Consider the following 21,485-nt stretch of genomic DNA (forward strand, 5'->3'; position numbering starts at 1 on the left):
CAGCTGCTGGGCGGGCCGTCGTCTCAAACGCCCAGCAGCCGCCAGATCGCGGCCCGGCGACGGGAGTTCTCCGCGCCGTCGGGGGTGTCGGCCGGCTGCAGCGCGGACTCGGCTGCGCGCACGGCCTCGGTGGTGGTCAGCGGACGCGCGGCGGTGAGCGCCTGCGCCTCGCCGGTGGTCAGGCCCGCGTGGGCGAGGGCCTGCTCGGCCTCGGCCGCGGGGACCAGGTTGAACCAGCGCAGCGCGTGCGCGGCGCGACCGGCCTCGGTCAGCCGACCGGTGAGCCGGAGCCGTGCCACACCGCCGTCGGGGAAGACATCCAGGCGCGCGGCGGTCACGGCCGTGCGCGGCTCGACGCGGACCTGGTGGCGGGTGTCGGGCTGGAGCCGGGTGCGCGGCAGCAGCTCGACCCACTCGCCGGTGGCGGCGTCCTTGCCCGAAACCGAGGCCCAGCCGGGGCAGTTGCCGACGAAGTGGGTGGTGTCGATCTCGACGCCGAGTACCTCGCCCTCGTCGACCAGGTCGAGCTCGACCCAGTCGTTGTCCTTGTTGCGACGGCGTCGCGTCTCCCAGCCCTCGCCCATCACGGCCGCGCGGCCGAGGGAGTTGAGGTTGTGCGGCGAGGAGAAGTAGCGGTCGGACGCGCCGGTGGCGACGCCGCCGAACTCCTGCGCGGCCAGGTCGAAGGTGAGCCCGGCCAGCGCGCGCGGGTCGACGACGACCTCGCCGTGGACCCGGAGCCGGGCCACGCCGCCGTCGGGGAAGATGTTGAGACGGACGTGGGTGAAGCGCTGCGGGGCGGAGACCTCGAACTCGTGGGCGGTGTCGCCCTTGAGCGCGGTGCGCGGAACGATCTCGGTCCACTCGGCGGCGGCGAGCTCCTCCGGCGAGGGGCTGCCGGGCACGGAGACGGCCTCGATCGAGGCGCTCTCCGGGTAGTTGCCGGTGAAGTGCGCGGTGTCGACGATCACGCCGCGGATCACGCCGGCGGCGCCCAGGCGGACGATCGCCCAGTCGTGGTCCTCGTCGGTCGGGTGCGTCTCGTCGACGCTCGCGCCGCGACGGCGGCGGGTCTCCCAGCCGTCCATGATCTGGCCCTTGTGCCCGAAGGTGTGCGGGCGGAACTCCGCCGGCTTCGCGACGATCAGGTTCTCCCGCTCGGCGAACAGCTCGTCGTTGGCGGCGACCACGCCCGCGCCCAGTGACCGCGCTGCGAGGTTGACCAACTCGGTGAACGGGGCCGGGTTCTGGTTGTCGGTCATGCTTCTCCTCGGGTCAGCAGTCGGCCGGTCGGGGTGCCGGCGACGTCCACCGGCTCACCGCGGAGCCAGGTGGTGCGCACGACGCCGGACAGCGAACGGCCTGCGTAGGGGGTCACGGGGTTGCGGTGGTGCAGTCCGGCCGGGTCGACGGTGAACTCGCCGTCGGGGTCGAAGGCCACCAGGTCTGCGTCCTTGCCGGGGGCGATCGCGCCCTTGCTCGTCAGGCCGACGAAGGCGGCGGTTCCGGTGGACATCCAGCGGACGACGTCGGCGAGGCTGTGACCGCGGCGGCGCGCCTCGGTCCAGATCGCCGGAAGGCCCAGCTGCAGCGACGCGATACCGCCCCACGCGGCGGCGAAGTCGCCGTCGCCGCCGAAGCGCGGCAGGTGCTTGAGGTCGGGCGTCGAGGGCGAGTGGTCGGAGACGATCCCGACGAACTCGCCTGCGGCGAGCGCCGCCCAGATCTGGTCGCGGTTGGACTCACTGCGGATCGGCGGACAGCACTTGAAAGCGGTGTCACCGGCCGGGACCTGCTCGGCGGTGAGAGTGAGGTAGTGCGGGCACGTTTCTGCGGTTACCTGTACGCCCTCGGCGCGGGCGGCGCGCAGCAGCGGCAGCACAGCCGCGGACGACACGTGCAGGATGTGGACGCGGGCACCGGTCCGCTTGGCGGCGGCGAGCAGGCCGCTGACGGCTACCGCCTCGGCGTCGTCCGGCCGGGAGGCGAGGAAGTCGGCGTACTCCGGACCGGGCGTGTGCGGGGCCTCGTCCAGGATCCGCGGGTCCTCGGCGTGGATGATCGCCAGCGCCCCGATGCGCGCCTGCTCTTCCAGCGCGGCTTCGAGCTGGGCGGCGTTGAGGTGCGGGAACTCGTCCACCCCGGAGGGGGCGAGGAAGCTCTTGAACCCGAAGACGCCGGCCTCGTACAGGGCGGCCAGGTCGCCGGTGTTGTCCGGAACGGCGCCGCCCCACAGGCCGGTGTCGACGTAGAGCTGGCCCTCGGCGACCTTGCGCTTCGCTTCGAGGTTCGCGACCGTCGTGGTCGGCGGGATCGAGTTGAGCGGCATGTCGACGATGGTCGTCACCCCACCGGCCGCGGCGGCGCGGGTCGCGGTGGCGAAGCCTTCCCACTCCGTGCGACCGGGCTCATTCACGTGTACGTGAGTGTCGACGAGCCCCGGGAGGAGCGCGACGTCCCCGAGGTCCACCAGCTCCGCGCCTGCGAGATCGGCGGCACCATGGGCCAGGACCTCGACGATCCGCCCTTCGCTGACGACCACGTCGGCAGCGGTCTCGCCGACCGGGAGGACGACGCGCCGGGATCGGATCACCTTGGTCAACTTGGGCCTCCTGATTGGGTTGTCGCGAGCCTATGGTCGCCTTCAACAAAACGTCAACGGTTTCTTTCAACGAGTTGTTGAAGAGCCGCTGCCGTGCACTTTCGGGGGAAGCTACGACCTAGGGGGCGCGAGGCTCTGCCGATATGCGGCTCCGCCGCGTGGGCGCGACGAGGTGGGCTTCGCTCCCGCAGGTGGTTGCACCACCTAGGGGCGCGGGGAACTGCGCGAGGAACCATCCAGTGCGGATGGCCCTGCTCGTACAGCGACACACCACCCAGGGTGGCTTGTCGCGCAGTTCCTCGCGCCCCTGGCAGTGCAACTACCTGCGGCAGCAAAAGTGAAAGTCTGCGAAAAAACCGCCCCCGGAGGGGGCGGGCGTCTCAGCCCGCGCCGAGGAGCTGGGCGGCGAGCCGCTCCCCAGCCAGCTCCGCCAGTTCCGCGGCGCGGGTGAGACTGTCACCGCCGGGGCCGGCCAGCTCGGAGAGCGAGATCGCAGCGACAAACCCCGCGGCGCGCCACTGTTCCTCACTGAGCTCAAGCAAGCCGGCCACGGCTGCGACCGGGACTCCCGCCCCGGTCGCCGCCTCGGCGACACCGGCGGGCGCCTTGCCGTGCAGGGTCTGCACGTCCAGGCAGCCTTCGCCGGTCACGACCAGACGGGCTCCCCGCACCGCCCGGTCGAAGCCCAGCAGATCGAGCAAGAGCGCGATCCCGGGCCGTAGAGAGGCCCCCAAGAGGGCCAGCGCGCCGAAGCCGAGGCCGCCCGCGGCGCCCGCGCCGGGCGCGTCCCGCAGGTCGGAGCCGGTCAGCTTGGCGACATGGTCGGCCCAGTGGGCCAGCGCGGCGTCGAGCTCGGCGACGTCGGCGGGCGTCGCGCCCTTCTGCGGTCCGTAGACCGCGGGCGCGCCGCGCTCACCGAGCAGCGGGTTGTCGACGTCGCTCGCGACGACGAACTCGACGCCGGAGAGGGTGTCCGCCAGCGGACCCGGGTCGACCGAGTCCAGGCGGGCCAGTGCCGCTCCCCCGGGCGGCAGCTCCTGGCCGTCGGCGTCCAGCAGCCGGACGCCGAGCGCCTGGGCCAGGCCCGCGCCGCCGTCGGTGCAGGCGACGCCGCCCAGCCCGAGCACGATCTTCGTACAACCGAGGTCGATGGCCCGGCGGATCAGCTGGCCGGTGCCGTAACTGCCCGCGGTCAGCGGGGCCTTGACCCCGCCCGGGAGCAGCTGCAGGCCGCTGGCCTGGGCCGCCTCGATCACCGCGGTCTCCCCCTGGACCGCGAAGACGGCTTCGAGCTGCTCGCCGGTGGGGCCGTCCACCAGCGTCGGCACGGCGGTGAAACCCGCCGCGACCGCCGCCAGGACCGTCCCCTCGCCGCCGTCGGCGACGGGCAGGGTGCGCACCTCGACGTCCGGACGGACGCGACGCACGCCGGCGGCGATGTGCTCCGCCGCCTCGGACCCGGTGAGGCTGCCTTTGAACTTGTCGGGCGCGATCACCACGTGGCCCTGCGTCATGACAGCCTCACCTTCGTGTGCAGAGCTGCGCTCTGTGTTCATCAAGGAGTACCTCCCGGCGGCGCGGGCACGACCGGATGGATCACGCCGCCGGGAGGAGACTAGGGGCTGCGCCCCGACGGTGCGTCAGCCGCCCAAAAGGGCGGTCGGCGCGTCGCCGGGCGCGGTCGCGAGCTCCTCGAACTCGTTGACCTTGTCGATGTCGCCACCCGACATGGAGACGTTGGTGATCCGCTCCAGGATGACCTCGACGATGACCGGGACCTTGAACTCGGCGACCAGCTTCTTCGCCTGCTCCAGGGCGCCGGCGATCTCACCGGGCTCGAAGACCCGGATCGCCTTGCAGCCCAGGCCCTCGGCGACCTTGACGTGGTCCACGCCGTAGCCGTTGACCTCGGGAGCGTTGATGTTGTCGAAGGACAGCTGGACGCAGTAGTCCATGTCGAAGTTCCGCTGTGCCTGACGGATCAGGCCCAGGTAGGCGTTGTTCACGACCACGTGGACGTAGCCGATGTTGAACTGCGCCCCGACCGCCAGCTCCTCGATCATGAACTGGAAGTCGTAGTCGCCCGAGAGCCCGACGACGGTCTCGTCCGGCACCGCGGTGGCGACACCGAGCGCGGCCGGGACGGTCCAGCCCAGCGGGCCCGCCTGACCGGCGTTGATCCAGTGACGCTCCTTGTAGACGTGGAGCATCTGCGCGGCCTGGATCTGCGAGAGGCCGATGGTCGTGACGTAGCGGACGTCGCGTCCGAACGCCTTGTTCATCTCCTCGTAGACACGCTGCGGCTTGACCGGCACGTTGTCGAAGTGGGTCTTGCGCAGCAGCGTCGCCTTGCGCTCCTGGCAGGACGCGGCCCAGGCCGAGTAGTCCTTGAGCGTCTGGGCGGCCTTGCGCTCCCGCGCGACCTGGACGAACAGCTCAAGGGCGGCCTTGGCGTCCGAGACGATGCCGTAGTCGGGGGCGAAGACGCGCCCGATCTGCGTCGGCTCGATGTCCACGTGGACGATCGTGCGACCGGCCGTGTAGACGTCGGTGTTGCCGGTGTGGCGGTTGGCCCAGCGGTTGCCGATGCCGATGACGAAGTCCGACTCCAGCAGCGTCGCGTTGCCGTAGCGGTGCGAGGTCTGCAGGCCGACCATGCCGGCGGTGAGCTTGTGGTCGTCCGGGATGGTGCCCCAGCCCATCAGCGTCGGGACGACCGGGACGCCGGTCAGCTCGGCGAACTCGACCAGCAGGTCGGCCGCGTCGGCGTTGATGATGCCGCCACCGGCGACGATCAGCGGACGCTCGGACTCCTGCAGCAGGTTGAGCGCCTTCTCCACCTGGGCACGGGTCGCGGACGGCTTGTAGACCGGCAGCGGCTCGTAGGTGTCGATGTCGAACTCGATCTCCGCCATCTGCACGTCGATCGGCAGGTCGATCAGGACCGGGCCGGGACGACCGGAGCGCATCAGGTGGAAGGCCTGCTGGAAGGCGCCCGGGACCTGGGCCGGCTCCAGCACGGTGACGGCCATCTTCGTCAGCGGCTTCGCGATGGACGCGATGTCGACCGCCTGGAAGTCCTCCTTGTGCAGCTTGGCCACGGGAGCCTGGCCGGTGATGCAGAGGATCGGGATCGAGTCCGCGCTCGCGGAGTACAGACCGGTGATCATGTCGGTCCCGGCCGGGCCCGACGTCCCGATGCAGACACCGATGTTGCCGGCCTTGGCCCGGGTGTAACCCTCGGCCATGTGGGACGCGCCCTCGACGTGGCGGGCCAGCGTGTGGTGCAGGCCGCCGCGCTTGCGGATCGCGGAGTAGAAGGGGTTGATCGCAGCGCCGGGCAGGCCGAACAGGTTGGTGATGCCCTCACGCTTGAGGATCTCGACGGCGGCCTCTGCCGCGGTCATCCGTGCCATGTCACTTGACCTTTCCGGACAGGCGCTCCAGGTTGCGCAGCAGGGCCGAGTGGTCCAGCCCGCCGTCGCCGGCGTTGCGCATCGCGGTGATGAAGTCCGCGACCAGCGCGGCGGTGGGCAGCGGGACCTCGACGGCACGCGCCGCGGACAGCAGGTTGCCCATGTCCTTGTGGTGCAGGTCGAGGCGGAAGCCCGGCGCGAAGTCGCGCTTGAGGAAGTTGTTCTTCTTGCGGGTCAGCACGGTGGAACCGGCCAGACCGCCGTTGAGCACGTCGAGGGCGACCTCCAGGTCCACGCCCGACTTCTCCAGGAAGACCACGGCCTCGGCGCACGCCTGGATGTTGACGGCGACGATCAGCTGGTTGGCGACCTTGACGGTCTGGCCGGAGCCGGACGGGCCGACCAGCGCGACGGTGGTGCCCAGCACCTTCAGGACCGGCTCGGCCTCGTCGAAGTCGGCACGCTCGCCACCGACCATGATCGAGAGCACACCCTCGATGGCACCGGCCTCGCCACCGGAGACGGGGGCGTCGATGGAACGCAGGCCCTTCTCCTTGGCGGCGGCGGCCACACGCTGCGAGATCTGCGGGGTCACCGAGGACATGTCGATGAGGAGCGCACCGGCGGCGGCGTTGTCGAGCACGCCGTCCTCGCCGAAGTACACGGCCTCGACCTGCGGGTCGGCCGGAACCATCGTGATGACGATCTCGGCGTCCTTGACGGCCTCGGCGATCGAGGAGGCGCCCTTGCCGCCGTCGGCGATCAGCTTGTCGATCGGCGCCTGGACCAGGTTGTAACCGGTGACGGTGTGGCCGGCCTTGACGAGATTGGCCGCCATCGGGCTGCCCATGATGCCGAGGCCGATGAAGGCGATCCGGCGCGAGGTGGTGCTCATGAGAACTCCTTGGGAGGTGTCGGGAAAGTCAGCGAGTGCGGCGGCGAAGCTCGCGCGGCAGCCACTCGAAGGAGTCGGCCGAGGCGACTCCGGCCACGGGCTTGTACTCCAGCCCGATGTAGCCTTCGTAATCAACGGCGTCCAACTGGCCCAGAAGGCCGGGGAAGTCGAGCTCACCCGAACCCGGGAAGTTACGGCCCGGCACGTCGGCGATCTGCACGTGACCGATGCGGTCGGCGTACTCGGTGATCACCGCGGCGAGGTCCTCGCCGTTGCGCGCCAGGTGGTAGAGGTCGCAGAGGAACTTCGTGTTGCCGAGGCCGGTGGTCCCGTTGACGGCGTCGACCAGGGCGACGGCGTCCTTCGAGGACAGCAACCCGTACTGCGGCGCCTCCGGCGCGTTCAGCGCCTCGACCAGCAGGATCGCGCCGATACCGTGCGCGGCCTGCGCGGCCAGCGCGAGGTTCTCCAGCGCGAGGGCGTCCTGCTCGGCCACCGGCACGTCCTCGACCCGGTTGCCGTAGAGCGCGTTGAGCGCCTTGCAGCCGAGGGAGTCGGCCAGGCCGACCGCCACCGCGATGTTGTCGCGGAACTGCTGCGAGTCGGCGGGGCGGGACAGCAGGCCCTTGTCGCCGCCGGCCATGTTGCCGGCGTCGAAGTTGAGGCCGGTCAGCTGGACGCCGGCGTCCACGAACGCGGAGCGCAGGGCGTCGAGGTCGGCCTGGGGCGGGGTGGGGCCGTCCAGGGTCCACCACAGTTCGGCGGCGTCGAAACCGGCGGCCTTGGCTGCGGCGGGACGCTCCACCAGCGGCAGCTCGGTGAAGAGGATCGAGAGGTTGACAGTCCAGCGCTGGTTCAGCCAGCTCTGCGCAGTGGCGGTCATGCCATCACCAGTTCCACGAGTTCACGAGTTCCGCTGATTCCACTATGCGGAAGATGTTTTCTGCTTGACGAAACTATGCCACGAGCCTTCAACACTTTGTCAAGGGGATGGTTCTCAACTCGCGTTTCGCGGATACGCTTCGGGCGTGCGATTGAAGGTGGAGTTCACGACCGAGCCGTTCGAGCTGGACGGCTTTCCGGAACATGCGAAGACGGCCCGGCGCGTGGTCGACGACGCCGGGCTCAGCGTCGAGGTCGGCCCGTTCGGCACGAGTGCCGAGGGCGAGCGCGAGCAGACCCTCGCGGCGATCGACCGTCTGGTGCGGGAGACCCTGGCCCACGGGGCCACCCGGATCTCGCTCCAGGTGAGCGTTCTCTCCGAGGACGGCGAGCCGCTCGCGGACGCCCCGACGGCCCCCACGACTGCGACATCGACGGACGCGACGGACAGCGGGGAGGGAGCGGGATGAGCGGAGAGCAGCACCCGCTGGCCATAGCCATCAAGCCACTGCTCGACGCGGTGGGCGGCAGCGCGGTCGAGGTCGCCGAGGCGCGCCCCGACGACGTGCTGCTCGAATGGGACGGCTCTCCCGCCGTGGCGGTGCGCCTGCCCGGCCTGGAGAGCGCGCTCGACCGGCTGCTGGCGGACGTCAAGCGTCAGTTCGGCGGCGGCGAGCTGTCCGAGCTGGACCGGGCGGGCAAGCAGCGCGTGGTCGCGCTGCTCGAGGAGCGCGGCGCGTTCACGGTCCGGCACGGCGTGGAGACGGTGGCGGCGGCACTCGGCGTCAGCCGGTTCACCGTCTACAACTACCTCAACCGCCAGCAGGCGAACGGAAAGCAGGACTGAGCGGCGGCCGCGCCGGACGCGCGGCCCGCGCGGCGTCCCTTCGGGCGACTGCACGGCGGTTTTCTTCAACAAACTGTTGACGATCAGGGGTGGCGGCTCCTACGTTTCTCGTGGCAACCACTTTTGGAGGTCCCGAGTGACCCATCCCGCCACCCCGGCACCAACCTCCCTCGACCGCGTCAACGCGGCCGAGGACGGCGAGCTGGACGCTCTGCTGCTGGAGATCTGCTCCAGCCCCACCTGGGCCAAGCTGGTCCGACTCGCCCGACCCTTCCGTGACCGGGTCGCCTTCCACAGCGCCAACGCCAACGCGATGGCCGCGCTGGGAGCCGCCGACCTGCACGACGCCATGGCCGGCCACGCCCGGATCGGCACGCCCAAGCCGGGCGACGCCACCTCCGAGCGCGAGCAGGCCGGCGTCCAGGGCGCCCAGCAGGAGCTGCTGGACTCCCTCGCGGCCGCGAACGCCTCCTACGAGGAGAAGTTCGGCCACGTCTTCCTGATCTGCGCCACCGGTCGCACCGCCGAGACCATGCTCGCGGCGCTGGGCGAGCGCTACCCGAACAACCCCGACACCGAGCGGGAGATCGTCCGGGGCGAGCTCGGCAAGATCAACGACATTCGCATCGACCGTCTGCTCGACGAGAACTGACGGTCCGCCACCGACGGCCTCCCGGGCTCCAGGGCCCGAGGCCGCTGCTTCGGCCATCCCGTGAGGACGACATGACCTCCATCTCCACCCATGTGCTGGACACCAGCGTCGGGAAGCCCGCGCAGGGCATCCCGGTCGAGCTGGCCCAGCAGGTCGACGGCGAGTGGAAGGCCCTCGGGGCCTCCGCCACCGACGCCGACGGCCGCTGCAAGGACCTTCCGGTCCCGGACCTCGGGTCCGGCACCGTGCTGCGGCTCCGGTTCACCACCGCCGGCACCTTCTTCCCCGAGGTCTCCATCGTCTTCGACGTCGACCCGGCCCAAGCCCACTACCACGTACCCCTGCTGCTCAACCCGTTCGGGTACTCCGTCTACCGAGGGAGCTAAGACCATGGCCCACGTGCTCGGCCAGAACCAGTACGGCAAGGCGGAGAACCGCGTCGTACGGATCACCCGCAACGGCAACCGCCACGAGATCCGGGACCTGAACGTCTCCGTCGCCCTCTCCGGCGACCTGGACGACGTCCACCTGACCGGCTCGAACGCGAACTGCCTGCCCACGGACACGACCAAGAACACCGTGTTCGCCTACGCCAAGAAGTTCGGCATCCAGTCGCCGGAGAACTTCGGCATACTCCTGGCCCGCCACTTCGTGGACGACACCCCGTCGATCCACCGCGCGCGGATCCGCGTCGAGGAGTACGTCTGGGACCGCATCGCGATCCCGGACAACAACGCCCGCTTCATCGGCAGCCAGGAGGTCGGCCACTCCTTCGTCCGCCGCAACACCGAGGTCCGCACGTCCGAGATCGTCTACGACGGCACCGGCTTCCAGATCATCTCCGGTCTGAAGGACCTGGTCGTCATGAACTCCACCAACTCGGAGTTCTGGGGCTACATCAAGGACGAGTACACCACCCTCAAGGAGGCGTACGACCGGATCCTCGCCACCCAGGTCACCGCGCGCTGGAAGTTCGGCTTCACCGGCGTCGACGACGAGCAGGAGCCCAACTGGGACCGCTCCTACGCGCAGGTGCGCAAGCACATGCTGGAGGCCTTCGCCGAGACCTACTCGTACTCGCTGCAGCAGACCCTGTACTCCATGGGCACCCGGGTGCTGAACAACCGCCCCGAGGTCGACGAGGTCCGCCTGGAGCTCCCGAACAAGCACCACTTCCTGGTGGATCTGGAGCCGTTCGGTATGGAGAACGACAACGAGGTCTACTACGCTGCAGACCGGATGTACGGTCTCATCGAGGGCTCCGTGCACCGCGAGGGCGTCACCCCGGTCATTCCGGTGGCCTGACCTCCCACAGCGTAGGAAGCTCGACCCCAGGGATTCTCCCGTCGTCCCGCCCTGGGCAGCACCACCCGACGGCGGTACCCCTTTTCCAAGGGCGAGAGCGCAGCGGGTCGCGGCATTGACAGGCCACACCGCTGCGCCTCCCGAAGCCGCCGAGGAGCACCGCTGATGACCGATCCCACCGCAGGCCGCCAGGTCGAGCGCATCGTCATCGAGAACGCCGCGATCGCCACCGTGGACGCGCTGGACACCGAGTACACGCGTGGCCATGTCGTGATCGCCGACAACGTGATCGAGTCCGTGGGCGAGGGCCCCGCCCCGCAGTGGCTCGACAACGTCGTCCGCCGGATCAACGCCGAGGGCCATCTGGTCACCCCCGGCCTGGTCAACACGCACCACCACTTCTACCAGTGGATCACCCGCGGCCTGGCCCAGGACAACATCCTGTTCGACTGGCTGGTCGCGCTCTACCCGACCTGGTCGCGGATCGACGCCGAACTCGTCCACGCCGCCACCCAGGGTTCGGCCGCAGCCCTGCTCAAGTCCGGCTGTACCACCGCCTCGGACCACCACTACGTCTTCCCGCACGACGGCGGCGACATCCTCGGCGCGTCCATCGAGGGCGTCGCCGAGCTCGGCATGCGCTTCACCGCGCTGCGCGGCTCCATGTCCCGCGGCAAGAGCGACGGCGGCCTGCCGCCGGACCACGCGGTGGAGAAGACCGAGGACATCCTGATCGCCTCCGAGGCGGCCGTGGACAAGTGGCACGACGCCTCGTTCGGCTCGATGCTGCACGTCGCCATCGCCCCCTGCTCGCCGTTCTCGGTGACCACGGAGCTGATGAAGGAGGCCGCGGACCTCGCCCGCCGCAAGGGCGTCCGGCTGCACACCCACGGCTCGGAGACGGCCGAGGAGGAGCAGTTCTGCAAGGAGCTGTTCGGCATGGGCCCCACCGACTACTTCGAGTCGGTCGGCTGGCTCGGCCAGGACGTGTGGATGGCGCACTGCGTCCACATGAACGACTCCGACATCCACAAGTTCGCCGAGACCGGCACCGGCGTGGCGCACTGCCCGTCCTCCAACGCCCGTCTGGCGGCCGGGATCGCGCGCGTTCCCGACATGCTGGCGGCCGGCGTGCCGGTCGGCCTGGGCGTCGACGGCACCGCCTCCAACGAGTCCGGCGAGCTCGGCACCGAGCTGCGCAACGCGCTGCTGATCAACCGCCTCCACGGCCGCCCCGACGCGCTGACGGCACGTCAGACGCTGCGCCTCGGCACCATGGGCGGCGCCCGCGTGCTGGGCCGTCAGGCCGAGATCGGCTCGGTCGAGGTCGGCAAGCTGGCCGACCTGGCGCTGTGGAAGGTCGACGGCATCATGCACTCGTCGATCGCCGACCCGGTCGCCGCGCTGGTCATGGGCGCGCTGCCGCCGCTCTCGCTGCTGCTGGTCAACGGCCGTCCGGTGGTCGAGAACGGCACGCTCACCCAGGTGAACGAGGACCGCATCGCCAAGGCCTGCGCCGACGCGGCCAAGGAGCTCGCCTCGCGCGGCTGATCCACCGCTGCTGAGTACCCCTTGAGTACTCCTCGGTACCCCTGATTTCCGGGCGCGCGCTGGGACGGTGCGCCGCCCGGACTCCTCCGCACGCTCGCGCGCGGAGGACCGAAGCCCCGGACCCACGGCGAGGGTCCGGGGCTTCGGCGTGTGCGCGAGTGCGGGCATGTCGATCACTTGCCATGATGTGCCGGTGCGTCCTGCCCACCCCCTCCCCGAGCTCTGGCTGCGCGGCGTCGCCGCCAACCCCGCCGCGCCGACCGACGTGCTGCTCCGACTGCTGGATCCGGCCGCGCGCGACGTGTGGCCGGTGCTCTGCGAGCAACGCGCTCTGCCCGCCGACTTCGTCGAAGCGGCGCTGGTCCACCACGATCGGGCGGTACGCCGTGCCGTGGCGCGCAATCGGCACGTTCCCGTCGCACAGCGCGGTCGGCTGGTCCACGATCCGGATTCACTGGTGCGCTGTGCACTCGCCGCCGGGCCGCGGCCCCAGCTGGGCGACGTCGAGCCGCTTCCGGACGACGTGCTGGTCACCTTTCTCACTGCCCTGAACGACGATCCGAACCGGCTGGTGACGGCCCAAGAGATCCGAGACGACCTGCAGTTCTCCGGGCAGATTCCGCAAGCCTTCCTGCGACGCCTGCCCGAACATCAAGCCCCCGAGCTGCGCATCCACGCCACCAGGTACTGGCTCTGGCTCACGCCGGAGCAGCGGGAGGCACTGCTGACGGACCCCGACCCGGAGGTCCGCCAGGCCGCACATGGGAACAGCCGCGTGCTCGACCCGGACGCCATGGCGGCGGATCTGGGGGAGCCCAACAGCCACCACCGGTCGCTGCTGCTCACCAGCTACGCCGTCGCTCCCGCCGTGGCCGAGCGGTGCCTCGCCGAAGGGCGGGATCTCTGGGCGCTGGCCCACAACCCGTACACCCCCGCACAGGCCGTCAGCCGGTTGGCACACTCCCCGGACCCCAAGGTGCGCGAACGCGTGGCCGCGCGGGCAGACCTCAGCAGTGAACTGCTCGCCGAGCTCGCCGGGGACCCGGACAGCACCGTGCGCAGCCGGGCACACCTGCAAGGACTCCCGCGCACCTGGCCGCAGCGCAATGCCATCGACCGGATCATCGGCCGTTCGGCCGAACGCCTCGGCTACCTCGGCGAAGCCATCGTCGAACCGGACACGAGCTGGTTCGAGGCGTGCGCCCGCTCCGGGCACCCGTTGCTGCGCCGGGTCGCGGCAACCTTCCACCGGCTCCCGGAGGACCACGTCGCGCGGCTCTCCGAGGACGAGGACGAGGGGGTGCGCATCCTGCTGGCCTGCAACCACCCACTCGCTCCCCCACACCTCGTGCTGAACGCCTTCCTCGCGGCCCCGCCGCAGCGCGCCTACCTCCGCACGTTGCCCCGGCTCCCCCGCACCGGGCTGGCCCACCTGCTCGGCCACGCCGACCCCGAGGTGCGCGCGCTCGCCGCTGCCGATCAGACCCTCCCCGAGCCGCCGCTCGCCCTGCTCGCCGACGGCGACGAGCGGGTGCGCCGGGAAGCAGCCGCCAATCCGCTGCTGCCGCACGACCTGCTGGAAGACCTGCTCGACCGCGCCGAGACCGCCGAGGGCGCCGCGGCCAACCCGGCGCAGCCCGCGCCGAGGCTGCACGAGCTGCTCGACCGCAGCGGGCTGCCCTGAACCATGCGCTCCGGATGCCCTCGGGGCGTTCCCTCGCGACATACCAGCGGGTATGTTGGGGCCCACTGAGTTACTTGCGGGTAGGTAGGGAGTCTGTGCACATGAGGGCGATCCAGATCACCGAGTTCGGCGGACCCGAGGTCCTGCGGCTGGCCGAGGTGCCCGATCCGGTGCCGCAGCCGGGGCAACTGCTCATCGAGGTGGACGGCTCCGGCGTCAACTACGCGGACACCCATGCCGTCGAGGACTCCTACCTGTCCGCCAGCACTCTGCCGATGATCCCGGGCGGCGAGGTGGTCGGCCGGGACCAGGACGGGCGGCGCGTGGTCGCCCTCACCGCCACCGGCGGCTACGCCGAACGCGCCTGCGCCTGGGCGCCTATGGCGACCGAGGTCCCGGACGAGGTCTCCGACGCCGCCGCGCTCGCCCTGGTCGTGCAGGGCCTGACCGCGTGGAACCTGCTGCGCACCTCGGCGCGGATCGCGCCCGGCGAGTCCGTCGTCGTCCACGCGGCGGCCGGAGGCACCGGCTCGCTCGCCGTCCAGCTGGCCCGCCGCTTCGGTGCCGGCCGGATCATCGCGACCGCGTCGACCAAGGAGAAGCGCGAACTCGCCCTCTCCCTCGGCGCGGACGAGGCGCTCGACGCGGACCCGGAGGGTCTCAAGGAGCGGCTGGTCGAGGCAAACGGCGGCAAGAAGATCGACATCGTGCTGGAGATGACCGGTGGCCCGGTCTTCGACGCCTCGCTGGCCGCGCTGGCGCCCTTCGGCCGTCTGGTCACCTACGGCCTGGCGTCCCGTCAGGACCCGGAGCCGATCACGGCGGCCAAGCTGATGGGCCGCTCGCGGGCGGTCGTCGGCTTCTGGCTGATGCACGCGCTCGGCCGCCCCGACCTGCACGCGGAGCCGATGGCGGAGCTGCTGCGGCTGGTCGCCACGGGCGAGCTCAAGCCGCAGGTCGGCGGCACCTTCCCACTGTCGGACGCGCGCCTGGTGCACGAGGCGCTCCGCTCCCGCGCCACCTCGGGCAAGCTGGTGCTCGACCCGCGCCGCTGAGAGCGTCCCTCCGAACAGCTCAAGACATGCATATAAGCGGCGCCTCGCGCAGGACCTCCCCAGGTGTGCGCGAGACGCCGCTGTCCTTGACCAGGACTACAGCCGAGCCCTAAAGCAGAGTTAGAGCAGGCTGTATCCCGGAAGCGTGAGGAAGTCCGCGAAGTCCTCCGCGAGCGAGACCTCCTCGAAGAGCCGCGCCGCGTCGGCCCAACGGCCGGCCGCGAACGCCTCCTCGCCCAACTCGGCGCGGAGCTCCGCGAGTTCGGTGGCGACGAGCTGACGGACCAGCTCCTGCGTCACCTTCTCGTCGGTGTCGGCGAGCACCACGCCGTTGTGGATCCACTGCCAGACCTGCGAGCGCGAGATCTCGGCGGTGGCGGCGTCCTCCATCATGTTGAAGATCGCCACCGCGCCCAGACCGCGCAGCCACGCCTCGATGTAGCGGATGCCGACCTGGACTGCGTTGTGCAGGCCGACGCGGGTGCAACTGCCGCCCGCCGCCGCGATGTCCAGCAACTGCGCGCCGGTCACCTCGCCTGCGGGCACGACCTGCTTCTGGTTCGGGGCGTCACCGAGAACCGCATCGAACGCGGTGCGGCAGACCGGGACCAGGTCGGGGTGGGCCACCCAGGAGCCGTCGAAGCCGCCCACGGCCTCGCGGTCCTTGTCCGTCTTGACCTTCTCCAGCGCGGCCGCGTTGACCTCGGGATCGCGGCGGGAGGGGATGAAGGCGGCCATGCCGCCGATGGCGTGCGCACCGCGGCGGTGGCACGTCTGGACCAGGAGCTGGGTGTACGCGCGCATGAACGGCGAGGTCATGCCCACGCTGTTACGGTCCGGCAGAACGTAGCGCTCACCGGCGTCGCGGAAGTTCTTGACGATCGAGAAGAGGTAGTCCCAGCGGCCCGCGTTGAGCCCGGCGGCGTGCTCGCGCAGCTCGTAGAGGATCTCCTCCATCTCGAACGCGGCGGTGATCGTCTCGATCAGCACGGTCGCGCGGATGGTGCCGCGCGGGATCCCGAGCGCCGCCTGGGCGTGCGCGAAGACGTCGTTCCAGAGGCGCGCCTCCAGGTGGCTCTCGGTCTTCGGCAGGTAGAAGTACGGGCCGGAGTTGGGGTCCTGCTCGCCGCGGGCCAGCAGGCGGGCGGCGTTGCGGAAGAAGTACAGGCCGAAGTCGAAGAACGCGCCGGCCACCGGCTCGCCGTCGACGGTGAGGTGGGCCTCCTCCAGGTGCCAGCCGCGCGGGCGGACCACGATGGTGGCCAGCTCGGCGTCCGGCTTGAGCGCGTAGCTCTTGCCCTCGGGCGTGGTGAAGTCGATCCGGCGCTCCAGCGCGTCGGTCAGGTTGATCTGGCCCTCGACGACGTTGCGCCAGCTCGGCGAGGTAGCGTCCTCGAAGTCGGCGAGCCACACCTTGGCACCGGAGTTGAGGGCGTTGATCGCCATCTTCCGGTCGGTCGGGCCGGTGATCTCGACGCGGCGGTCGTTCAGCGCGCGGGGTGCCGGGGCGACCTGCCACTCGGCGGCGCGGACGGCCGCGGTCTCCGGAAGGAAGTCCAGCGTCCCGGTCTCGGCGATCCGGGCGCGACGCTCCTTCCGCAGGGCCAGCAGCTCACGGCGGCGGGGGTTGAAACGGCGGTGCAGGTCGGCCACGAAGGCCAGTGCGGCGGGGGTCAGCACCTCGGCCCCACGGTCGACGACCGGACCGGTGACCTCGACCCCGGCGAGTGGAGGTTCGCTGACGGATTCCTGTGCTGCACCCATGGATACGGGCTCCTCGCTCAGACTCAGAAGATGCGGATGATCGAAAGCGCCCTGTGCGGTGCGCTTCGCTTCTGTAAGGTGGAGGCTAGTTTCCGCGATACAGAAATTCAACACTTTGTTGAGTTCGCTTGCCGCCCCCTGCCAGGAAGGCCGTTGTGGTGACGTCATCCACCGCGCGAAGCCCAGGCCACACCGGGTGTGACCACCGCCGACCGCACCGGCGGCGTGCAGTCGGTCGAGCGCGCCTTCCAACTGCTCGAGGTCCTCGCCGAGGCGGGAGGGGTCAGCACGCTGAGCGACCTGGCCACTGCCTCCGGCCTGCCCATGCCCACGATCCACCGCCTGGTCCGCACGCTCGTCCAGCAGGGTTACGTCCGTCAGGACACTGCTCGACGCTACACCTTGGGGCCTCGGCTGATCCGTCTCGGCGAGACGGCGGGTCGCCTGCTGGGCAGTTGGGCCCGTCCGTTCCTGGGCGAGCTGATGGAGACCACCGGCGAGACGGCGAACCTCGCGGTCCTGGAGGCGGGTGAGGTCGTCTACGTGGGCCAGGTGCCCTCACGGCACTCGATGCGGATGTTCACCGAGGTCGGCCGCAGGGTGCAGCCGCACTGCACCGCCGTCGGCAAGGTGCTGCTGGCGCAGCTCCCGCAGCCGGAGGCCATGGCCGTCATCGGCACCGGCCCGCTGCCCGCGCACACGGTGCACACGGTGACTTCGCCCGAGGCGCTGCTCGACCAGTTCGAGGAGGCCCGCAGGGACGGCTACGCCGTCGACGACCAGGAGCAGGAGATCGGCGTCCGCTGCATCGCCGTCGTCGTCCCGGGCGCGCCGACGCCTACGGCCCTGTCGATCTCGGGCCCGGAGGCCCGCGTCCGCGCCCTGGAGTCCCGCGCGGGCGCGCGGGCGCTGATCCCGGAGATGCAGGAGATCGCTACGCGGTTGGGGACGGCGCTGGCGTCGAGCGGCTGAGGAACCGTTCAGACGGACGGTTCTGCAGCGCGGGGACCATGCACTATCCAGGGGCGCGGGGCTCCGCTGATGTGCGGCTCCTCCCCCTGCCTTCGGCGGGGGGACCCCCAGCGTGGGCGCGACAAGCCACCCACCCACGTGGCAGGCCGAACGCGCAGGGCCATCCGCACAGGGTGGTTACTCGCGCAGTTCCTCGCGCCCCCAGCGAAGTGCAGCGAACTGTTCGGGGGTGTCCACATCGTCCGGGGTTGCCACGTCGCCGCACTCAACGAGGACCAACTCCCCTGCGTGGGCGCGCAACAGCGCCCTCGCGCCGGCGTCGCCGACCGCGCCCTCCCGCGCCTCCGCGAAGAATCGACGGGCGAAGTAGACGGGGTGTCCCCGCTCGCCCCCGTAACTCGCGGCCGCCAACTCCGCGCCGCTGCCGAGGACTCGACGCACCGCCTCCGCCGTGACTCCCGGAGTGTCCACGAGACCGACCAGCACGCCGTCGGCGTCCAAGTCGGCGTCCAAGCCGTCCAGGCCTGCCCGCAGGGACGAGCCCATCCCTGACGCCCAGTCCGGATTGAGGACGACCTCCGCGTCGCCCAACTCCGCCGTGCGCAGCACCTCCTCCGCCGACGCGCCCAGTACGACGCGGATCCGAGCGCAGCCGCCCGCCCGCAGCACGCCCAGTGCGTGCTCGATCATCGGGCGGCCCCGGTACGGCAGGAGGGCCTTGGGTCGGTTGCCCATGCGGCGTCCGCCGCCCGCCGCCAGGAGAAGTCCGGAACTCATGCCTCAAGCATGGCGAACCGCGCCGCCCCGCGGCCTTGGATGATCATACGAGGAGCCCGCGCACACCTGCGGCGTTCACCGGGGCTTCACCCGCTGGACCGCACTGGCCCGGCCCGGTTCTACTGGGCCGATGCAGCGCTCCACCCTCACTCATGCCGCGCCCCTGCTGGACCGCTTCGGCCGGGTCCACACCGATCTGCGGGTGTCCCTGACCGACCGCTGCAACCTGCGCTGCACCTACTGCATGCCGGCCGAGGGGCTGGACTGGCTGCCCAAGCCGGACCTGCTGACCGACGACGAGCTGCTGCGGCTGGTCCGGATCGCCACGTCCCGCCTCGGCATCCGCTCGCTCCGCCTCACCGGCGGCGAGCCGCTGCTGCGGCGCGGGCTGCCGGACCTGGTGGCCCGGTTCGCCGCGCTGCCGGACGCGCCGGAGCTGTCGCTGACCACCAACGGCATCGGGCTGGCACGCCAGGCGGAACCGCTGCACGCGGCGGGCCTCGGCCGGGTCAACGTCAGCCTGGACACGCTGCGCCGGGACCGGTTCCGCGAGATCACCCGGCGCGACCGGCTCGCCGACGTGCTGGACGGCCTGGCCGCCGCCCGCGCGGCCGGGCTGGACCCGGTCAAGGTCAACGCCGTGCCGGTGCGCGGCGTCAACGACGACGAGATCACCGACCTCGCCGTCTGGGCGGTCGAGAGCGGCTACCGGCTCCGGTTCATCGAGTCCATGCCGCTGGACGCCCAGGGCGCCTGGGACCGGGCGCGGATGGTCACCGCGGACGAGATCCTGCACGAGCTCGGTCGGGTCTTCACACTGCACCCGGTGCCGCGCGCCGACGCCGGCCGGGACGCCAACGCACCCGCCGAGCAGTGGCGGATCGAGGGCACCGACGCCGTCGTCGGCGTCATCGCCAGCGTCACCCGCCCGTTCTGCGGCGGCTGCGACCGGGTGCGGCTCACCGCCGACGGACAGCTGCGCAACTGCCTCTTCGCGAGCGAGGAGTCCGACCTGCGCGCGCTGCTGCGCGGCGGCGCCGACGACGCGGAGGTCGAGGCCGCCTGGCGCGCGAGCGTCGCGGGCAAGGGCCCCGGGCACGCGATCAACAGCGCCGACTTCCGGCAGCCGGAACGACCGATGTCGGCCATCGGCGGTTAGCCGAACTCCAGGCGACATTGTCAGGTGATTCTGGCGAGGTTCCGCGTTCCGCTCGCGCCGAGGATCGGCGACCATGGAACCCCCACGGCGTCCCGTGCGTAGTCTGTTGTGACGGCGCCCGGTCGGCGCACTGAACGAAACGGACGGTCCCTCATGACAGGTACACCCAAGCCCGTCCGGTGTCCGTCGTGTCGCCGGGAGCACGCGTACGAGCCGCCCGTCTTCCCGTGCCCGTGCGGGGCGGCGCTGAAGATCCCGCTGCTGCGCGGCGGGGTGCCGGTCCAGGTGCGGTTCCGCTCCTGGGAGGACTCCTGGCTGAGCATGCGCTGCCCCTCCTGCGGACGCTCCGAGCAGTGGCCGCAGCCCGAGTTCACCTGCAACTGCGGCGCGACCGTGCGGCTGCCGGTCGACACGTCGCGGCGGCCCACTCCGGTCAGCGGCGCGGTGCCGCCCGTGTCGTCGGTACCGCCGATCACGCAGGGGCGGCAGTCGCCGTCGGTGGGCGCGCCGGTCCAGTCGGGGCAGGGCGGACCGTACCCGCGCGCGGTGGCGCGCAAGCCGTTCCTGCCGCACCCCGTGCGGACCTCCGACGACGCCGTGGTGGCGTCCGCGCGGTACCTGGAGTGGCTCGGCTTCGGCGAGCTGGAGGTCTCCGACTCCCAGGACCGCGAGGGCGTCTGCCTGCTCGGCGCCACCATCGTGGCCCAGGTGGACACCTGGACCGAACCGGCGGACCTGCGCGCCGTCGAGTGCCTCTGGCTGAACACCCTCCACGGGGACGAGCTGCAGCCGGCCATGTTCACCCTGGCCGGGTACTCGCTCGAGGCCCGCAACCGGGCCGACCAGTTGCTCGTGGCGCTCTTCGAACTCGACCTCACCGGCATGCCGCAGGCGGTCAACACGGCCGCACGTGAACTGATTCACAATTCCTCGCGTCGCTGATCTGGCGCGCCTCGCCCCCCGCGTGTTGAATGACCGTCACCGAGGGCGACCAAAGGGCGACCGATGACGGTCGCAGTGAGGGGCGGTGGCGTGTCCTTGTCCGAACGGCGAGCGACCCAGCAGCGTACGGCCCGGCGGACAACAGGTGATCAGCAAGCCACCGGTGGGGGTGGGGACAGGGACGAGCGGATCTGGTTGCTCCGATCGCGCGGCTGCTGGGAGGCGGCAGCCGAACTGCTCGGGACCGGGCCCGCTGACGCGGTCGAGCGTGCCGAACTGCTCATCGAGGCGGCCTTCTTCACCGGGGACGGCTGGGAAGAGGCGGAGACCGCGCTGCGGGCCGCCGAGTCCGTCGCCAGGAGCAACCACGAGCGGGCCGAGGCCGCCTGCGCCCGGGGCTTCCTCGCGTACGGCGCAACGTTGTTGAAGGTCCACGACCGTCTGGACGAGGCACAGGCCGCACTCGGCCGCGCCTCCGCGCTGCTGCCGCCGGACGACCCGTCCCGGCCGCTGCTGGACTTCCGCCGCGGCCTGATCGCGCACCTCCTGCTGGAGGACGTCACCGCCGCGCGCACCGCCTACCGCCGCGCCCACGCGGGCGCGGAGCAGCAGCAGGACGCGCACCTGCTCTCGTACACCTGGCGGCACCTGGCCTCGATCGCCCAGGAGGACGGCAACACGGCCGGAGCCCGGCACGGCTATGCGGAGTCGCTCCGGCTGCGCGAGGAGACCGGCTTCGCCATCGGCATCGCGCCCGCGCTGGCCACCCTCGCCGAGGTCTCACCGGCGGCGGAGGCGGTCCAACTGCGCGCGCAGGCACAACGGTTGGTGCGGGCCTTCGCCGGCACGCCAGTCTGGCTCACCTTCGACTGACACCGCCGCCGAGACGCCGCCGGGAAGTGTGCCAATAGCACTATCCGGCATGGCACATGCCGATCGTCACTCATCCTGGTGTATCGGTCCCAAAACCACACGAACGGCT

19 protein-coding genes and 1 pseudogene are annotated in these 21,485 nt (G+C 71.1%); 12 read left to right on the plus strand and 8 right to left on the minus strand.

Going from position 1 to position 21,485, the window contains the following annotated elements; all coding sequences use genetic code 11:
• Nucleotides 1-236: 236 nt before the first annotated feature.
• The 6 genes and pseudogenes from alc to I2501_RS19620 all read right to left on the minus strand — a co-directional run.
• Nucleotides 237-1,262, minus strand: a pseudogene (alc, locus tag I2501_RS19595) (allantoicase); the annotation flags it as partial.
• Nucleotides 1,259-2,602, minus strand: coding sequence for an allantoinase AllB (allB, locus tag I2501_RS19600; RefSeq protein ID WP_215909755.1), 1,344 nt, complete (start codon nucleotides 2,600-2,602; stop codon nucleotides 1,259-1,261). The pseudogene alc and the gene allB, both read right to left, overlap by 4 nt.
• Nucleotides 2,603-2,982: 380 nt before the next feature.
• Nucleotides 2,983-4,116: a glycerate kinase gene (locus I2501_RS19605; RefSeq protein ID WP_196195373.1), complete on the minus strand. Its 1,134-nt coding sequence runs from the start codon at nucleotides 4,114-4,116 to the stop codon at nucleotides 2,983-2,985.
• Nucleotides 4,117-4,242: 126 nt separating this feature from the next.
• A complete protein-coding gene (gene gcl / locus I2501_RS19610) occupies nucleotides 4,243-6,018 on the minus strand; it encodes a glyoxylate carboligase (RefSeq protein WP_196195374.1) in 1,776 nt (591 codons plus the stop codon).
• A gap of 1 nt (nucleotide 6,019) precedes the next feature.
• Entirely contained in the window at nucleotides 6,020-6,913 is an 894-nt protein-coding gene (locus I2501_RS19615; protein WP_196195375.1) for a 2-hydroxy-3-oxopropionate reductase, read from the minus strand.
• A gap of 28 nt (nucleotides 6,914-6,941) precedes the next feature.
• Nucleotides 6,942-7,796: a TIM barrel protein gene (locus I2501_RS19620; protein WP_196195376.1), complete on the minus strand. Its 855-nt coding sequence runs from the start codon at nucleotides 7,794-7,796 to the stop codon at nucleotides 6,942-6,944.
• A 145-nt stretch (nucleotides 7,797-7,941) separates the two neighbouring features.
• Between I2501_RS19620 and I2501_RS19625 the strand changes: the two genes are divergently transcribed.
• The 8 genes from I2501_RS19625 (at nucleotide 7,942) to I2501_RS19660 (ending at nucleotide 14,889) form a co-directional block, all read left to right on the plus strand.
• Complete coding sequence (locus I2501_RS19625; protein ID WP_196195377.1) at nucleotides 7,942-8,265, plus strand: thiamine-binding protein; 324 nt, start codon at nucleotides 7,942-7,944, stop codon at nucleotides 8,263-8,265.
• The gene (locus I2501_RS19630) at nucleotides 8,262-8,642 is read left to right on the plus strand and encodes a helix-turn-helix domain-containing protein (RefSeq protein WP_196195378.1); all 381 of its coding nucleotides are present in this window, start codon (nucleotides 8,262-8,264) and stop codon (nucleotides 8,640-8,642) included. Before I2501_RS19625 ends, I2501_RS19630 begins: the two co-directional genes overlap by 4 nt.
• Nucleotides 8,643-8,778: 136 nt before the next feature.
• Nucleotides 8,779-9,294, plus strand: a complete 516-nt coding sequence (gene uraD, locus I2501_RS19635; RefSeq protein ID WP_196195379.1) for a 2-oxo-4-hydroxy-4-carboxy-5-ureidoimidazoline decarboxylase — start codon at nucleotides 8,779-8,781, stop codon at nucleotides 9,292-9,294.
• Nucleotides 9,295-9,365: 71 nt separating this feature from the next.
• A complete protein-coding gene (gene uraH, locus I2501_RS19640; protein ID WP_196195380.1) occupies nucleotides 9,366-9,680 on the plus strand; it encodes a hydroxyisourate hydrolase in 315 nt (104 codons plus the stop codon).
• A 4-nt stretch (nucleotides 9,681-9,684) separates the two neighbouring features.
• Nucleotides 9,685-10,599 carry a factor-independent urate hydroxylase gene (gene pucL / locus I2501_RS19645; RefSeq protein WP_196195381.1) on the plus strand — a complete coding sequence of 305 codons (915 nt, stop codon included), beginning with the start codon at nucleotides 9,685-9,687 and terminating at the stop codon, nucleotides 10,597-10,599.
• 165 nt (nucleotides 10,600-10,764) lie between these two features.
• Nucleotides 10,765-12,150: an 8-oxoguanine deaminase gene (locus I2501_RS19650; RefSeq protein WP_196195382.1), complete on the plus strand. Its 1,386-nt coding sequence runs from the start codon at nucleotides 10,765-10,767 to the stop codon at nucleotides 12,148-12,150.
• Between the two features lie 193 nt (nucleotides 12,151-12,343).
• Nucleotides 12,344-13,834, plus strand: coding sequence for a protein kinase family protein (locus tag I2501_RS19655; protein WP_328806484.1), 1,491 nt, complete (start codon nucleotides 12,344-12,346; stop codon nucleotides 13,832-13,834).
• 101 nt (nucleotides 13,835-13,935) lie between these two features.
• Nucleotides 13,936-14,889 (plus strand): quinone oxidoreductase family protein, encoded by a 954-nt coding sequence (locus I2501_RS19660; RefSeq protein ID WP_196195384.1) that lies wholly within the window; start codon nucleotides 13,936-13,938, stop codon nucleotides 14,887-14,889.
• Between the two features lie 120 nt (nucleotides 14,890-15,009).
• Here the strand turns inward: I2501_RS19660 and aceB are convergent, their stop codons facing one another.
• On the minus strand, nucleotides 15,010-16,653 hold the full coding sequence (aceB, locus tag I2501_RS19665; protein WP_196195385.1) for a malate synthase A: 1,644 nt from the start codon (nucleotides 16,651-16,653) through the stop codon (nucleotides 15,010-15,012).
• A 198-nt stretch (nucleotides 16,654-16,851) separates the two neighbouring features.
• Here aceB and I2501_RS19670 point away from each other — a divergent pair, with 198 nt between their 5' ends.
• Entirely contained in the window at nucleotides 16,852-17,625 is a 774-nt protein-coding gene (locus I2501_RS19670; protein WP_196195386.1) for an IclR family transcriptional regulator, read from the plus strand.
• A gap of 177 nt (nucleotides 17,626-17,802) precedes the next feature.
• Here I2501_RS19670 and I2501_RS19675 read toward each other — a convergent pair whose 3' ends face one another.
• Complete coding sequence (locus I2501_RS19675) at nucleotides 17,803-18,402, minus strand: nucleotidyltransferase family protein (RefSeq protein WP_196195387.1); 600 nt, start codon at nucleotides 18,400-18,402, stop codon at nucleotides 17,803-17,805.
• 130 nt (nucleotides 18,403-18,532) lie between these two features.
• Between I2501_RS19675 and moaA the strand changes: the two genes are divergently transcribed.
• The 3 genes from moaA (at nucleotide 18,533) to I2501_RS19690 (ending at nucleotide 21,376) form a co-directional block, all read left to right on the plus strand.
• Nucleotides 18,533-19,561: a GTP 3',8-cyclase MoaA gene (gene moaA / locus I2501_RS19680; protein ID WP_196195388.1), complete on the plus strand. Its 1,029-nt coding sequence runs from the start codon at nucleotides 18,533-18,535 to the stop codon at nucleotides 19,559-19,561.
• A 153-nt stretch (nucleotides 19,562-19,714) separates the two neighbouring features.
• Nucleotides 19,715-20,503, plus strand: coding sequence for a hypothetical protein (locus I2501_RS19685; protein ID WP_196195389.1), 789 nt, complete (start codon nucleotides 19,715-19,717; stop codon nucleotides 20,501-20,503).
• A 195-nt stretch (nucleotides 20,504-20,698) separates the two neighbouring features.
• Nucleotides 20,699-21,376 (plus strand): hypothetical protein, encoded by a 678-nt coding sequence (locus I2501_RS19690; RefSeq protein ID WP_215909757.1) that lies wholly within the window; start codon nucleotides 20,699-20,701, stop codon nucleotides 21,374-21,376.
• Nucleotides 21,377-21,485: the final 109 nt, after the last annotated feature.

Origin of the sequence: Streptacidiphilus fuscans, from assembly GCF_015690355.1 — a bacterium.
GTDB lineage: Bacteria > Actinomycetota > Actinomycetes > Streptomycetales > Streptomycetaceae > Streptacidiphilus > Streptacidiphilus fuscans.